We start from the raw sequence: 14,431 nt of genomic DNA on the forward strand, positions 1-14,431 counted from the left end.
CGAAAAACTCTCATGTGCCCACTTCGGGGATGATCCATTCCCGCTCATTCGTGTAATAGCACTGACACGCTCGGTGAGGAAGGGTGTGGTGCGCAGGCGTCCGATGCGGAGCACACCCGAGGGGGGTCGACGCATCGGCGCATTACGCGTTAATGGGAGGGCAGTTCTTTATGTCGGTAGGCGAAGAGATCCGCACGGAGCAGGACAAGCCGCAGCAGAGTCTCGGCACTTCGGCCGCGCGGAACCTGGCCACCACCACCAAATCCGTACCCCAGATGCAGGAGATCAGCTCACGCTGGCTGCTGCGGATGCTTCCCTGGGTGAACGTGCAGGGTGGTGCATACCGTGTGAACCGGCGGCTCACCTACTCCGTGGGAGACGGGCGTCTGACGTTCGTGAAGACCGGTGAACGCGTGGAAGTGGTCCCCGCCGAACTGTCCGAGTTGCCGGCGCTGCGGAACTACGAGGACGAGGAGGTGTTCGCCGAGCTGGCCCGGCGTTGCCAGCAGCGGGAGTTCGCGGCAGGCTCGGAGATCGCCTCCTTCGGCAGCGCGAACGACGAGGTGTTCCTGCTGGCCCACGGCAAGGTCGAGAAGATCGGCACGGGCCTGTACGGGGACGACACCGAACTCGGCATGCTGGCCGACGGCGCCTACTTCGGCGACCAGGCGCTCGTCGACCCCGACGCCCTGTGGGAGTACACGGCCCGCGCGGTCACCACGTGCATCGTGCTGACGCTCTCCCGTCAGCACTTCGAGCAGGTCGCTGAGCGTGCCGACTCGCTGAGTGAGCACCTCCGGGCGCTGAGCGCGATCCCCGAGCAGAGCGCCAACAGGTACGGAGAGAAGGAGATCGACCTCGCGGCTGGTCACCACGGCGAAGCGGACATCCCGCGCACGTTCGTCGACTACGAGGCCAGGCCCCGCGAGTACGAACTGAGCATCGCCCAGACGGTGCTGCGCATCCACTCCCGTGTGGCGGACCTCTACAACCAGCCGATGAACCAGACGGAGCAGCAACTCCGGCTCACGGTCGAGGCACTGAAGGAGCGTCAGGAGCACGAACTCATCAACAACCGGGAGTTCGGGCTCCTCAGCAACTGCGAGTACGACCAGCGACTCCAGCCGCACGACGGCGTCCCCGGCCCCGACGACCTGGACGAACTGCTCAGCAGGCGGCGCGGGACCAAGTTCCTGCTCGCCCATCCGCGCGCGATCTCCGCGATCGGCCGTGAGCTGAACAAGCGCGGACTCGTCCCCGAGACGATCGACATGAGCGGCAACCGCATCCCCACCTGGCGCGGTGTGCCGATCTTCCCGTGCAACAAGATCCCGGTCACCGAGGCCCGTACGACCTCGATCATCGCCATGCGTACCGGCGAGGCCGAGCAGGGGGTCATCGGGCTCCAGCAGGCCGGTATCCCGGACGAGATCGAGCCCAGCCTGTCCGTGCGGTTCATGGGCATCAACGAACAGGCGGTCATCAACTACCTGGTGACGGCCTACTACTCGGCGGCCGTCCTGGTCCCGGACGCCCTCGGCGTACTGGAGAACGTCGAGATCGGCCGCTGGCGATGACCCGGGCCCACGGCCCGGCCGAGACCATCGGGACTCTGGATCCGGAGAGGCGGAACCCCATCGGCAGTCCGGCGGAGAGGCCTTCGGAGACATCACCGGAGTCCGGGGGACGGGAGCGGCCGGCCGTGGGCACAAGGCACGCGAGGCAGGGGGGATCATCCCCCGTACATGTACGGGGGAAGGGGGAGGAGAGAGTGGCGTCCGGCGGGACGGACGCGCAGGACGCCGCCCTCATCCTGGAGCAGTCCCGGACCGTGGTCGATCCCGTGCTGCGCACGGCGATCGAGTCGCTGCCCGGAGCCATGCGCCGCGTCGCGCTCTACCACTTCGGGTGGGAGCACGCGGACGGCAGCCCGGCGGCGGGCAACGCGGGCAAGGCGATCCGCCCGGCGCTCGTGCTGACCGCCGCCGCGGCACTCGGCGGCCGGCTGGAGGCGGCCGTACGAGCGGCCGCCGCGGTGGAGCTGATCCACAACTTCACCCTGCTGCACGACGACGTGATGGACCGGGACACCACCCGCAGACACCGGCCCACCGCGTGGACCGTGTTCGGCGACGCCGACGCGATCCTCGCGGGAGACGCCCTGCAGGCCCTGGCGCTGCGGTTGCTCGCCGAGGACCCGCACCCGGCGTCCGCCGTCGCCGCCGCCCGGCTCGCGTCCTGTGTCGTCGAGCTGTGCGAGGGGCAGCACGCGGACACGGCCATGGAGAAGCGGGGCCCCGGCGAGGTCACCCTCGACGAGTGCCTCGTCATGGCCGAGGCCAAGACGGGTGCGCTGCTCGGCTGTGCCTGCGCCCTCGGGGCGCTGTACGCGGGCGGGTCGGCCGAGGACGTCGAGGCGATGGACGCGTTCGGCCGGGAGGCAGGGCTCGCCTTTCAGCTCATCGACGACGTGATCGGTATATGGGGGGACCCGAGCCGCACCGGCAAGCCTGCCGGGGCGGATCTGGTCGCCCGCAAGAAGTCCCTGCCCGTGGTCGCCGCACTGGCCTCCGGCACACCGGCGGCCACCGAACTGGCCGAGTTGTACGCAGTTCCGTACGACGAGGCGCAGGAAGGGGCGCTGGAGCGGACGGTGCTCGCCGTCGAGCGGGCGGGCGGCCGGGACTGGGCGCAGCTTCAGGCGGCCGACCGGATGGCCCGCGCTGTACACGAACTGTCCCGCGCGGTCCCCGACCCGGAGGCGGCGGGTGGCCTGCTGTCCCTGGCCGAGTTCGTGACCCGCCGCACCACCTGAGGCCCCGGAGCCACCCGCGGTGGGGCGTACGGCCCTGACTCCGTGCGCCCCGCCGCGGCGTTCCGGTCTGGCGGGTCCCGCACATCCCCACGGTGTGCGGGCCCCGTCACACATCCCGCACCCGTTAGGCTCAACCGCCGTACGATCAACGGCGGTTGAGACAAAAGGGGCAGGGCATGGGCGTGGCGATACGTACGGCGGGCGAGGACGACCGGGAGCTGGTCGTCCGGCTGCTCGACGAGGCGTTCCAGGACGATCCGGTGAGCGGCTGGGTCTTCCCGGACCCGGCGCACCGCCGCACGACGCATCCCGGACTGATGGCCGCCTTCCTCGACATCGTGCTCGCCGAGGGCCGCGTCGGCCTCGCCGAGGACGGCACGGCATGCGCCCTGTGGCTGTCCGTTCCCGCCGACGCCCACCCGGAGAACGAAGGGGACGAGGCGGACGCGGCGCAGGGTGACGACGCCGCCCGGATGCGCGAGGCCGTCGATCCCGACAACGAGCGCGTCGAACTGATCGCGCGGCTCACGGCCGGGATACACCCCTCCGGGCGCGCCCACGAATACCTGTGGATGATCGGCGTCGCACCGGACAGCCAGGGCCGGGGGCTGGGTACCGCCCTCGTGCAGCACGTCCTCGACCGCTGCGACCGTGAGGGAGTGGCCGCCTATCTGGAGGCCACCAGCCTCCGCAGCCGCACACTGTACGAGCGCCTCGGCTTCGCCCTCCTCGACCGCCCGCTGGAGCTCCCGGACGGCCCCCGGATGTGGCCCATGTGGCGCGAACCGCAGATCTGACCAGAAAGCTCCGAACCGGTGGGGAGCGTCCTGGTGGCTCTCGCAATACCCTGAGGGCATGGGCAGAGAAGAGCACGACTGTCCCGTCTGCGGGCAGCACGTGACCACGGTGGTGCGGCGGTACAAGACCCTGGGCGCATGGGTGCCGAAGTGGGTCGCCGGACCGTGCCGGAACACCGAGTGCGAGGCGTACGTCGATCCGGAGGCCGAGGCGGAGGCCGCGGCCGGTTCGGCGGCGAAGGGCGGGCCCGCCACGGGGAAACCCTGAAGCCGGCGGAGAGACGGGCGGTGAGACGGGGCAGAGAGCACCGACCGGCCGGGGTACGCGCGGCACGGCCGGGCCCGTAGGTTGGGTTCATGTCCGAACCGCACATACTCCACATCACCGAACGAACCCTCTGGGACGCGGCCCGCGAGCGAGGCGCGTACGAGATGTCGACGCGTGGCCGCACCCTCCAGGAGGAGGGCTTCATCCACTGCTCGACCCGCGCCCAACTCCCGGTCGTGGCAGCCTTCCTGTACGGCTCCTACGACGGCCCCGACGACCTGGTGGTGCTGGTCGTGGATCCCGCGCGGCTCGGAGTACCCCTGAAGTACGAGGCCCCGAAGCCGGGCGGCGAGAAGTTCCCGCATGTGTACGGGCCGATCCCGGTGGCCGCCGTGGTCGACGTCGAGGCGTGGGGGTGAGCCCCAGGGCGTGGCGGCGGGCCGTGCTCGTGTGGGTGGTCGCGGTGGCCGTCGGGGGTGCGCTCACGGTGTGGCTGCGGGACTCGGCGGAGCAGTCGGAGACGTATGGCCGCTACGGGACGGGCGATGGTGATCCCGCGCCGCAGCAGGACGTGGAGGAGGCGTGTCCGAAGTCGCCGGGAGGTTCCCCGTCGCCGGAGGCCTTTCCGACGGACGTGCTGTGCGTGTATGTGACCACTCCCTAGTCGGGGTTGTCCGCCGATGTCGCCTTCGGCAGCCCGCCGGTCTCGGGGTCGCGGCCGGTGAGGCAGTACGTGCCGCCCGCCGGGTCGCGCATAACCGTCCAGTGGGCGTGCCGGGCGACGACCGTGGCCCCCAACTCCTCGTGGCGGGCGCCGGTCGCCCCGATGTCGGCGCAGGCCAGGTCCAGGTGGGCGGAGGCGGCGGGCCGGTCGGTGTCGAGGCGCTGGAGGAGGACCCGGACCGGGAGACCGGCCGGGGGCCTGAGAACGTGGAACTCCGGGAGCGAGCCGGTGAGGGAGTCCCAGGCGGTGAGGCGCTCCCAGAAGGCGACTTCCGTGCCGTAGGCGGTGGGCGGGATGTCGATGGACACCTGGTCGAGGCGGCTGCCGTCCACCACGGCGGGCCGTACCGCCTCCCCGTGCCAGGGCACGGCGCAGAACAGCTGCCCGGCGGGTGACCGCAGCACGGACCAGCCGGCGTGCGCCCCGACGACCGTCGCCCCGAGAGCCGACGCCGACCCGACGAAGGCGTCGACGTCCTCGACGGCGAAGTCGAGATGGGCACCGCCGTCCCCGGAGACCACCCCCTGCACCTTGACGCAGGCGTCGCCCGCGCCCGGCAGCAGGGTCACGAACTCGCCCTGCTCACCCCGGGTTTCGGACAACCGGGTGTCCGTGACGGCGGTCCAGAACGCCTGGGCGGCGCCGAGGCGGCCGACGGGCCGGTCGACGAAGGCGTAGGTCCAGCGGATGCCGCTCTCGGTGCCGGTACCAGTGTTGTTGCCGGTGCTCATGGGGTGATCGTAGGCTGGCGGGTTTCCACGGCACCTGCGGTTTTTCGAGGAACAGGCTTTGCCCGCAGTTCGTCGCGAGTACGCCTGCGCTTGCTTCCATCGAACGCATGGACCACATCACGTTCCTGGTGGCGGTCGTCATCGTGACGGCCCTGGCCTTCGACTTCACCAACGGATTCCATGACACGGCGAACGCGATGGCCACGTCCATCGCCACCGGCGCCCTCAAACCGCGAACGGCGGTCCTGATCGGCGGTGTCCTCAACATCGTCGGCGCCTTCCTGTCCACCGAGGTCGCGAAGACGATCTCCGGTGGCATCGTCGACGACACGCTCGTCACCCCGGGGATGATCTTCGCGGGGCTCGTCGGGGCGATCCTGTGGAACCTGCTGACCTGGCTGGTGGGGCTGCCGTCGAGTTCCTCGCACGCCCTGTTCGGCGGGCTGATCGGCGCGGTGTGGGTGGGCGCGGGCGCCGAGGGTGTGCACTTCACCAAGGTCGTCGAGAAGGTGCTGATCCCGGCGCTGGCCTCGCCGCTGGTGGCCGGAGTCGCGGCCCTGATCGCCACGTACCTCGCCTACCGGCTCACGGCCCGCGCCCGCAAGGACTCGGTGACCAAGGGGTTCCGCGTCGGCCAGATCGCCTCCGCCTCCCTCGTCTCCCTCGCGCACGGCACGAACGACGCGCAGAAGACCATGGGCATCATCACCCTGACCCTGATCTCCGCGGGCGCGCTCGGCCACGACGCCGGCCCGCCGGTGTGGGTGATCGCCTCGGCGGGGCTCGCCATCGGCCTCGGCACCTATCTGGGCGGCTGGCGGATCATCCGGACCATGGGCAAGGGGCTGACCGAGATCCAGTCGCCGCAGGGCTTCGCCGCCGAGTCGGCGTCCACGGCCGTCATCCTCACCTCCGCCCACCTCGGCTTCGCCCTGTCCACCACCCAGGTGGCCTCGGGCAGCATCCTGGGCGCCGGTCTGGGCCGGCGGCTGGCGGAGGTCCGCTGGGGCGTCGCGGGCCGCATGGTGATGGCGTGGCTGATCACCCTGCCCGCCGCCGCGCTGGTCGGCGGGGTCTCCGCGGGCGCCGTCAGGTACGGCGGCACGTTCGGCACTGTGGTCGTCGCGCTGGTCGCCGTCGCGGTCGCGGCGGGCATCGTCCTTGCCGCGCGCCGCAACCCGGTGAGCGCGCACAACGTCAACGACACCCATGAGGTCAGCATCAGGCCGACGGCGCCGACGACCGTCGGCACGGCCGCGTGAACGAGGGAGAACCCACATGAAGCTGGACTGGACCGCCCTGGGACAGGTGGCCGCCGTGAGCCTCGGGGTCACCGTCGCCGTGGTCGTCGTCTTCGCGTTCGGCGTCCTCGGACTCGCCCGGGTCGAGAGTGCGCGCGAGAATGACGGAGGTACCCACCCGCTCGGATTCGCCCAGGCGGGGCTGTGCTTCCTGGCATGTGCGGCCGTGGTCGCGTACGGCATCTATCTGATCGTGCCGCAGTTCCACTGACCGCTACTGATCACTGCTGATCGATATTGACCGCTGATGTTGATGCCAAGGAGGCCGACGGTATGACACCGCTTATGTCCGGACTGAAGGTCGACTACAGCGACCTCGACGAACCCGTCCTCGTCCGGCGGGACGGCACGCCGGTCGAGACCTGGCGGGAGAACTACCCGTACCCCGAGCGCATGGAGCGCAGGGAGTACGACCTGCACAAGCGGCTCCAGCAGATCGAACTGCTGAAGCTGCAGAGCTGGATCAAGCAGACCGGACGCCGGCTGGTCGTCGTCTTCGAGGGCCGGGACGCGGCCGGAAAAGGCGGCACGATCAAGCGCTTCACGGAGCATCTCAACCCGCGCGGCGCCCGCGTGGTGGCCCTGGAGAAGCCCACCGAACGCGAACGCGGCCAGTGGTACTTCCAGCGGTACGTCGAACACCTCCCGACCGCCGGCGAGATAGTCCTCTTCGACCGCTCCTGGTACAACCGGGCGGGCGTGGAACGGGTCATGGGCTTCTGCACGGACGACGAGTACCGCCGTTTCACCCGCCAGGCCCCGCTGTTCGAGCGCATGCTCGCCGACGACGGCGTCGACCTGATCAAGTTCTGGTTCTCGGTCTCCCAGGGCGAACAGCGCACGCGTTTCACGATCCGCCAGGTCGACCCCGTACGGCAGTGGAAGCTGAGCCCCATGGACCTCGCCTCCCTGGACCGCTGGGACGACTACACGGCGGCCAAGGTCGCCATGTTCCGTGCGACGGACACCGAACAGGCTCCCTGGACGGTGGTGAAGAGCAACGACAAGAAGCGGGCGCGGGTGGAGGCGATGCGCAGCGTCCTGGCCCGCTTCGACTACACGGACAAGGACGAGGAGGTCGTCGGCAGCCCGGACCCGAGCATCGTGGGCTCGGCGGTGAACCTGCTGGAGGCGGGGGAGGATGACGACGGCGAGTGAACGCCGTCCCACCCGAACCCGGGAGCCGCTGACGTGACCGAACCCTCCACCTCCGCCGCCACCGACCGGACGCGCCTCGCCGAGAGCGCGTACGGCAGCGACCGGGACCTGGCCGCCCGGCAGTCGCTCTACCAGTGGCAGACGCCCCGCCACGACCTGCCGGGCATCGTCGTCGAGCAGCTGGGCGGTGTGCGGGGGAGCGGGCGCGTGGTCGACGTCGGCTGCGGCAACGGCAAGTACGTCCAGCGGCTGCGCGAGGACCGGCCGGACGTGTCCTCGTTGGGCCTGGACATCTCGCCCGGCATCCTCGCGACCGTCCCCGGCCCGGTCGCCGTCGCGGATGTCACGCGACTGCCCCTGGCCACGGGGAGCGTCGACGCGGTCCTGGCGATGCACATGCTCTACCACGTGCCCGATATCCCTCAGGCGGTGCGGGAGTTGGCACGCGTCGTCGCCAGGGACGGGGTGGTGATCGCCTCCACCAACGGTGAGCTGGACAAGGCCGAACTCGACGGCCTCTGGCACCGGGCCGCGCGCGACGTGCTCGGCACCGGACAGGAGCCGTCCCGGTTCTCGATCGGTGGCCGCTTCTCCCTGGAGAAGGCCCCGGGCTTTCTCGGGGCGGAGTTCGGCCGGGTGCGGACGATCGAGCTGCCCAGCACCGTCACGGTCCGCGAGCCCGAGCCGGTCGTCGCGTACCTGGCGTCCTACCGGGCCTGGGCGGACCAGTACGACACGCCCTTCGACGCGACGATCGAGCGGGCCCGCGCCATCGTCACCGACCGGATCGCCCGCGAGGGCATGTTCGAGGTCACCTGCCGGGCGGGGATTCTCGTCTGCCGACGTTGAGCGTGCCGACGTGGCCGGGCAGGGAAATGGCCGGGGCAGGGGGACGAGCCGGGACAGGGAAAAGGGCCGGTCAGCCTTCGACCGGCCCTTCGAGGAAGGCTTGCATCAGGCCTTCTTCGTCTCCCAGAAGATCTTGTCGATCTGGGCGATGTAGTCCAGCGCCTTCTGGCCCGTCGCCGGGTCCGTGGACGCTTTGGCGGCCGAGAGGGCCTTCAGGGTGTCGTTGACCAGCTGGTGCAGCTCCGGGTACTTCTCGAAGTGCGGGGGCTTGAAGTAGTCGCTCCACAGAACCGAGACGTGGTGCTTGGCGAGCTCTGCGCGCTGCTCCTTGATGACGGTGGCGCGCGCCTGGAAGTGCGGGTCGTCGTTGGCGGCAATCTTGTCCTGCACGGCCTTCACCGACTCCGCCTCAATGCGGGCCTGGGCCGGGTCGTACACACCGCAGGGCAGGTCGCAGTGTGCGCTGACCTTCACCTTGGGGGCAAACAGGCGGGAAAGCATGGAGCGTTCCTTCCTCGTGATCGTCTTCTCAGGTTGGACATTACTCCCTGAGAGAGGGGTTTTCGCGAGTGCCCCCATGGGCTTAGGACAAAAGTAGGGCGTCAGACTGGGACTCGTGGAGGATGGACCGGGGAGGTGCCGGGATGCCGGAGCTGTCGCAGGAGAGCGAACACGGAAGCGAACACGGGAGTGAGCCCGGGAGCGAGCACGGAGGGGCCGCGAAGCCCTTCGGCTGGGTCGCCGTGACCGGACCGTCGATGGTGCCCACGCTGTATCACGGCGACTTTCTCGTGGTGCGGTACGGGAACCGGGTCAGGGCCGGCGACATCGTGGTCCTGCGCCATCCGTTCCAGCAGGATCTGCTGGTCGTCAAACGGGCCGTGGAGCGCCGCGAGGGCGGCTGGTGGGTGCTCGGGGACAACTCCTTCGCCGGCGGCGACAGCACCGACTACGGCACCGTGCCGCACGATCTGATCCTGGGCCGGGTCCGGTTCCGCTACCGGCCGCTCAAGCCGGGTCAGCGTTCGCCGCTGACGCTGCTGCGCTGGGCGGTGTCGGCCGCCAGGCCCGTCTTCTCGGACCGGTCCGCCTCCAGGCGCTTGCGGGCTCGGTAGGCGGCCACGTTGGCCCGGGTCGCGCAGCGGTCGGAGCAGTAGCGCCGGGAGCGGTTCGTCGAGGTGTCGAGGTAGGCGTTGCGGCAGGGCGGTGCCTCGCACAGGCCGAGACGGTCCACGCCGTACTCGGTGAGGTGGAAGGCCAGGCCCATGGCGGCGATGGCCGCGAAGCCCGCCGTCGCGTTCGACGGGTGGTCGGCGAGGTGCATGTGCCACAGTGGGCGGCCGTCGTCGTCCCGGCCCCGCCTGTCGTCGGACGCGGTGTGCCCGGAGATCTGCGGGCTCACCGGGAACTCCAGCAGGAGCGAGTTCAGCAGGTCCACCGAGAGCGTCTCGTCGCCCGTGTCCGCCGCCTCGAAGACAGCGCGCAGACGGGCCCGTACGGAGCGGAACCGGGTCACGTCGGCGTCGGTGGCGCGACGGGCGGCCTGCTGGTTGGCGCCGAAGAGATCGCGAACGGCGTCGATCGAGGTCAGCGAGTCCTTTCCGCGGGCCGGTTCCTCGGTGTTGACGAGGCGCACGGCGTAGTCCGAGTAATAGGCCAGTTCCACTTGTAGTCCTTACGAGGGCGCTCTATGGTCGTGGATGCGGGGAAGTAACGGCTGATACTGCTTCCAGGGTATTACGCATGCGTTCGAAGCGGGCGAGTGAGCGACTGACGGGGAGAGGTTTTCCATGACCACCACCACGGGCACCACCGGGACGGACACCGGAACCGACTGGAATGCCTGGCAGGCGAGCTGGGACCGACAGCAGGAGTGGTACATGCCGGACCGCGAGGAACGGTTCCGGATCATGCTCGACATGGTCGAGGCCCTCGTCGGCCCCGCCCCGCGCGTGCTCGACCTCGCGTGCGGCACGGGAAGTATCACGTCCAGGCTGCTCGACCGGTTCCCGCAGGCGACCAGCGTCGGCGTCGACCTCGACCCGGCGCTCCTCGCCATCGCCGAGGGCACCTTCGCGGCCGACGACCGGGTCACCTTCGTCACGGCCGACCTCAAGGACCCGCGGTGGACGAGCGGGTTGCCGTACGACTCGTACGACGCCGTTCTGACCGCCACCGCCCTGCACTGGCTGCACAGCGACCCCCTCGCGGACCTCTACGGCCGGATCGCGGAGCTCGTCCGCGACGGCGGTCTGTTCATGAACGCGGACCACATGATCGACGAGAGCACGCCCCGGATCAACGCGGCGGAGCGCGCACTGCGCCACGTACGTATGGATCAGGCCAAACACGACGGTGTCGTCGACTGGGCGGAATGGTGGCGGCTCGCCGCCCAGGACCCCCTCCTCGCCGGGCCGACCGCCCGCCGCTTCGAGATCTACGGCGAGCACGCCGACGGCGACACGCCCTCCGCCGGGTGGCACGCGCGCGTGCTGCGCGAGAAGGGGTTCGCGGAGGCGCGTCCGGTGTGGTGCTCGCCGTCGGACACGCTGCTGCTCGCGCTCAGGTAACCCGGGAACGCGGAAGGGGCGGTACGAGGATCTCGTACCGCCCCTTGCGCATGTCCGCTGCCGTCGGCCCTGTTGTCGTCAGAGCACCTTGGACAGGAAGGACTGTGTCCGTTCGTGCTGCGGGTTCGTCAGGACGTCGCGCGGGTTGCCGGACTCGACGACCACGCCTCCGTCCATGAAGACCAGGCTGTCGCCCACCTCGCGGGCGAAGCCCATCTCATGGGTGACGACGACCATCGTCATACCGGACTCGGCCAGGTCGCGCATGACGTCGAGGACGTCACCGACCAGCTCCGGGTCCAGGGCCGAGGTCGGCTCGTCGAACAGCATCAGCTTCGGGTCCATGGCCAGGGCCCGGGCGATGGCGACGCGCTGCTGCTGGCCGCCGGAGAGCTGCGAGGGGTAGTTGCCGGCCTTGTCGGCCAGACCCACGCGCTCCAGGAGCTGGCCCGCGCGCTCACGGGCCTGCGCCTTGTTGGCACCCTTGACCTGGACCGGGGCCTCCATGACGTTCTCCAGCGACGTCATGTGCGGGAACAGGTTGAAGCGCTGGAACACCATGCCGATGTCCCGCCGCTTCAGCGCGACCTCGCTGTCCTTCAGCTCGTACAGCTTGTCGCCCTTCTGGCGGTAGCCGACCAGCTCGCCGTCGACGTACAGGCGCCCGGCGTTGACCTTCTCCAGGTGGTTGATGCACCTGAGGAACGTCGACTTGCCGGAGCCGGAGGGGCCGATGAGGCAGAACACCTCGCCCGACTTCACCTCCAGGTCGATGCCCTTGAGGACCTCGACAGGGCCGAAGGACTTGTGGACGCCTTCGGACTTGACCATGGCGACGCCCTCGGACCCGGTGACCTTTTCCGTGCTCATGGTCAGCGCCTCCAGCTTCCGAGGGACAGCATGTTCGCCTTGATCTTCTGGAACGGCGTGTCCGCGAGAGTACGGCTGGAACCACGCGAGTAGTACCGCTCGATGTAGTACTGGCCGACGCTGAGGACCGAGGTGAGGATCAGGTACCAGGCCGCGGCGAGGAAGTACATCTCCACCGGGGCACCGGAGGTCTGCCCGATGTCCTGGGCGTAGCGGAACAGTTCGGCGAACTGGACCACCGACACCAGTGAGGTCGTCTTCAGCATGTTGATGACCTCGTTGCCCGTGGGCGGCACGATCACGCGCATCGCCTGCGGGATCACGATCCGGCGCAGGGTCTTGGCGTGGCTCATGCCCAGGGCGTGCGAGGCCTCGGTCTGGCCCTCGTCGACCGACAGGAGGCCGGCGCGGCAGATCTCCGCCATGTAGGCGGCCTCGTTCAGGCCCAGGCCCAGGAGCGCCGTCAGGAGCGGCGTCATGAAGCTGGACCAGTAGTCCTTGTAGATCGGACCGAGGTTGATGTACGTGAAGACCAGGCCCAGGTTGAACCAGACGACGAGCTGGACCAGGACCGGGGTGCCGCGGAAGAACCAGATGTAGAACCAGGCGATGGTCGAGGTCACCGGGTTCTTCGACAGCCGCATGACGGCGAGCAGTACGCCGCCGACGATGCCGATCACCATCGAGAGGACCGTCAGCAGGAGGGTCTTCCAGACGCCCGTGACGATGCGGTCGTCGAAGAAGTAGTCCGGTACGGCGCCCCAGTTGATGTTGCCCTGGGCGAACGCGTAGACGATCGAGACGAAGAGCCCGATCGCGACGACGGCCGAGACGTACCGCCCGTAGTGCCGGACCGGGATGGCCTTGATGGCCTCCGGTCCGGCCGGGGGAGTGTCCGCCGGTCCTGTCGCCTTGTCGATGTCAACAGTCACGGGTGTTGCCTTTCAGTGCCCGTACTTCCGTGATACTCGGGTCACTTGCCGCCGTTGACGGTGGCCGAGGTCACGGCGCCGTCCTCGACGCCCCACTTGGCGATGATCTTGGCGTACTCGCCGTTCTTGATGATCGCGTCGAGCGCGGCCTGCAGGGCGTCCCGCAGCTGGGTGCTCGACTTGGCGACCGCGATGCCGTACGGCGCCGCCTCGACCTGCTCGCCGACGACCTGGAAGTCGTTGCCGCCGCCCGAGGTCTTCACCGCGTACGCCGTGACCGGGAAGTCGGAGGAGCCGGCGTCGGCGCCGCCCGCGCGCACCCGGGTCTGGGCCTGCTGGTCGTTGTCGTACGGCTCGATGGCGATCTTCTTGCCACCCGTGCACTTCTTCGTCTCGGCCTTGGCGAGGTCCTCGGAGACCGTGCCGCGCTGGACCGCGATCTTCTTGCCGCAGAGGTCGGACCAGCTCTTGATGCCCTGGTCGTCGCCCTTCTTGGTGTAGATCGAGACACCGGCGGTGAAGTAGTCGACGAAGTCGACGCCCTCGCCGACCTTCTTGCCGTTCTCGGTGCCGTCCTGGCGGTCCTTGGTGTCGGTCATCGCGGACATGGCGATGTCGTACCGCTTGGAGCGCAGGCCGGTGATCAGGGTGTCGAAGGTGCCGTTCTGGAACTCGAACTTCACGCCGAGCTGCTTGCCCATGGCGTCCGCGATGTCCGGGTCGATACCGACCGTCTTGCCGGAGTCGTCCTTGAACTCGACCGGGGCGTACGCGATGTCCGAGCCGACCGTGACGACGCCCTTGTCCCGGATCGCCTGGGGCAGCTTGGCGGCCAGCGGGGCGGAGCTCGTCGAGGCGCTCTCCGAGCCGGTGCCCTTGTCCTTGGTCTGGTCACCGCATCCGGTGAGCAGCAGGGCGCCCGCGACCGCGATCGCACCGACCGCGGCTAGCCGGTTGTGCGCTGCGGTCGTACGAAGGGTGGAGCTTGCGGTCATGGTGGGTTCCTCCGGCGGATGGATGGTGAGCCATTGGGGCCGGCGCCTGCCCAGGGGGCGGACGATGCCGGCGGGTCGGTCGACTGCTGCACACATCTTTGAGTGTCGCGACCTTGTGTGATTACGGCATCTTGCCATTCGGGCGGAGGCATTCAGGTGACCGGCTATGTCAAAATCGGATAACGGGCGGCCCCCGTGGAGCGTCAGGTCGGACATCAGAGCCGGACCTTCCCGGATCTTCTACGGGAATCATCCGTTCCGGCCGGAAGATCTTCGGTGTATCTCGCCAGGTGAACGGCTGTTGCATCCGTACGCACGGCCGCGGAAGGACTCCGCCCCGACCGGTGGCCCGACACGGTCACGACTCGGTCCTGTCACGGCCCGGCTCCTTCGTCGACCAGCCTCTCGATTTGATCGATCA

Annotated in this window: 18 protein-coding genes; 12 read left to right on the forward strand and 6 right to left on the reverse strand. The window is 69.3% G+C overall.

What is annotated here, in order from left to right; translation table 11 throughout:
* The first annotated feature begins 170 nt into the window (after positions 1 to 170).
* The 6 genes from G3I56_RS13920 (at position 171) to G3I56_RS13945 (ending at position 4,544) form a co-directional block, all read left to right on the forward strand.
* Positions 171 to 1,577 carry a family 2B encapsulin nanocompartment shell protein gene (locus G3I56_RS13920; protein WP_164409264.1) on the forward strand — a complete coding sequence of 469 codons (1,407 nt, stop codon included), beginning with the start codon at positions 171 to 173 and terminating at the stop codon, positions 1,575 to 1,577.
* Positions 1,574 to 2,815 carry a family 2 encapsulin nanocompartment cargo protein polyprenyl transferase gene (locus G3I56_RS13925; RefSeq protein WP_164409265.1) on the forward strand — a complete coding sequence of 414 codons (1,242 nt, stop codon included), beginning with the start codon at positions 1,574 to 1,576 and terminating at the stop codon, positions 2,813 to 2,815. The genes G3I56_RS13920 and G3I56_RS13925 overlap by 4 nt, the downstream gene beginning before the upstream one ends.
* Positions 2,816 to 2,991: 176 nt before the next feature.
* Positions 2,992 to 3,612 carry a GNAT family N-acetyltransferase gene (locus tag G3I56_RS13930; protein ID WP_164409266.1) on the forward strand — a complete coding sequence of 207 codons (621 nt, stop codon included), beginning with the start codon at positions 2,992 to 2,994 and terminating at the stop codon, positions 3,610 to 3,612.
* Between the two features lie 58 nt (positions 3,613 to 3,670).
* Positions 3,671 to 3,880 carry a hypothetical protein gene (locus tag G3I56_RS13935; RefSeq protein WP_164409267.1) on the forward strand — a complete coding sequence of 70 codons (210 nt, stop codon included), beginning with the start codon at positions 3,671 to 3,673 and terminating at the stop codon, positions 3,878 to 3,880.
* An 89-nt stretch (positions 3,881 to 3,969) separates the two neighbouring features.
* Complete coding sequence (locus G3I56_RS13940; RefSeq protein WP_164409268.1) at positions 3,970 to 4,299, forward strand: DUF952 domain-containing protein; 330 nt, start codon at positions 3,970 to 3,972, stop codon at positions 4,297 to 4,299.
* The gene (locus tag G3I56_RS13945; protein WP_164409269.1) at positions 4,296 to 4,544 is read left to right on the forward strand and encodes a hypothetical protein; all 249 of its coding nucleotides are present in this window, start codon (positions 4,296 to 4,298) and stop codon (positions 4,542 to 4,544) included. Before G3I56_RS13940 ends, G3I56_RS13945 begins: the two co-directional genes overlap by 4 nt.
* Here G3I56_RS13945 and G3I56_RS13950 read toward each other — a convergent pair.
* Positions 4,541 to 5,335 carry a VOC family protein gene (locus G3I56_RS13950; RefSeq protein ID WP_164409270.1) on the reverse strand — a complete coding sequence of 265 codons (795 nt, stop codon included), beginning with the start codon at positions 5,333 to 5,335 and terminating at the stop codon, positions 4,541 to 4,543. The genes G3I56_RS13945 and G3I56_RS13950 overlap by 4 nt on opposite strands.
* A gap of 107 nt (positions 5,336 to 5,442) precedes the next feature.
* Between G3I56_RS13950 and G3I56_RS13955 the strand changes: the two genes are divergently transcribed.
* From G3I56_RS13955 to G3I56_RS13970, 4 genes are all read left to right on the forward strand, one after another.
* Positions 5,443 to 6,597 (forward strand): inorganic phosphate transporter, encoded by a 1,155-nt coding sequence (locus G3I56_RS13955; RefSeq protein ID WP_164409271.1) that lies wholly within the window; start codon positions 5,443 to 5,445, stop codon positions 6,595 to 6,597.
* A gap of 16 nt (positions 6,598 to 6,613) precedes the next feature.
* Positions 6,614 to 6,847, forward strand: a complete 234-nt coding sequence (locus tag G3I56_RS13960) for a hypothetical protein (RefSeq protein ID WP_164409272.1) — start codon at positions 6,614 to 6,616, stop codon at positions 6,845 to 6,847.
* Positions 6,848 to 6,909: 62 nt separating this feature from the next.
* Positions 6,910 to 7,794 (forward strand): polyphosphate kinase 2, encoded by an 885-nt coding sequence (ppk2, locus tag G3I56_RS13965; protein WP_164409273.1) that lies wholly within the window; start codon positions 6,910 to 6,912, stop codon positions 7,792 to 7,794.
* 33 nt (positions 7,795 to 7,827) lie between these two features.
* Positions 7,828 to 8,643, forward strand: a complete 816-nt coding sequence (locus tag G3I56_RS13970; RefSeq protein ID WP_164409274.1) for a class I SAM-dependent methyltransferase — start codon at positions 7,828 to 7,830, stop codon at positions 8,641 to 8,643.
* Positions 8,644 to 8,748: 105 nt separating this feature from the next.
* On the opposite strand, the gene sodN is transcribed toward G3I56_RS13970, so the two are convergent.
* The gene (gene sodN, locus G3I56_RS13975; RefSeq protein ID WP_164409275.1) at positions 8,749 to 9,144 is read right to left on the reverse strand and encodes a superoxide dismutase, Ni; all 396 of its coding nucleotides are present in this window, start codon (positions 9,142 to 9,144) and stop codon (positions 8,749 to 8,751) included.
* Between the two features lie 143 nt (positions 9,145 to 9,287).
* On the opposite strand from sodN, the gene sodX reads away from it, so the two are divergent.
* Entirely contained in the window at positions 9,288 to 9,758 is a 471-nt protein-coding gene (gene sodX / locus G3I56_RS13980) for a nickel-type superoxide dismutase maturation protease (protein WP_164409276.1), read from the forward strand.
* Here sodX and G3I56_RS13985 read toward each other — a convergent pair.
* On the reverse strand, positions 9,662 to 10,309 hold the full coding sequence (locus G3I56_RS13985) for a CGNR zinc finger domain-containing protein (RefSeq protein ID WP_164409277.1): 648 nt from the start codon (positions 10,307 to 10,309) through the stop codon (positions 9,662 to 9,664). The genes sodX and G3I56_RS13985 overlap by 97 nt on opposite strands.
* A gap of 124 nt (positions 10,310 to 10,433) precedes the next feature.
* On the opposite strand from G3I56_RS13985, the gene G3I56_RS13990 reads away from it, so the two are divergent.
* Positions 10,434 to 11,213: a class I SAM-dependent methyltransferase gene (locus G3I56_RS13990; protein WP_164409278.1), complete on the forward strand. Its 780-nt coding sequence runs from the start codon at positions 10,434 to 10,436 to the stop codon at positions 11,211 to 11,213.
* A 78-nt stretch (positions 11,214 to 11,291) separates the two neighbouring features.
* Here G3I56_RS13990 and G3I56_RS13995 read toward each other — a convergent pair whose 3' ends face one another.
* Genes G3I56_RS13995 through G3I56_RS14005 form a run of 3 tightly spaced genes read right to left on the reverse strand, consistent with a single transcriptional unit; the run spans position 11,292 to position 14,010 of the window.
* Positions 11,292 to 12,083 carry an amino acid ABC transporter ATP-binding protein gene (locus G3I56_RS13995; protein WP_164409279.1) on the reverse strand — a complete coding sequence of 264 codons (792 nt, stop codon included), beginning with the start codon at positions 12,081 to 12,083 and terminating at the stop codon, positions 11,292 to 11,294.
* A gap of 2 nt (positions 12,084 to 12,085) precedes the next feature.
* A complete protein-coding gene (locus G3I56_RS14000) occupies positions 12,086 to 13,015 on the reverse strand; it encodes an amino acid ABC transporter permease (RefSeq protein WP_164409280.1) in 930 nt (309 codons plus the stop codon).
* Between the two features lie 41 nt (positions 13,016 to 13,056).
* Positions 13,057 to 14,010: an ABC transporter substrate-binding protein gene (locus tag G3I56_RS14005; RefSeq protein WP_164409281.1), complete on the reverse strand. Its 954-nt coding sequence runs from the start codon at positions 14,008 to 14,010 to the stop codon at positions 13,057 to 13,059.
* Positions 14,011 to 14,431: the final 421 nt, after the last annotated feature.

The organism is Streptomyces sp. SID12488, from assembly GCF_010548275.1.
In the GTDB taxonomy this organism is placed as follows: Bacteria; Actinomycetota; Actinomycetes; order Streptomycetales; family Streptomycetaceae; genus Streptomyces.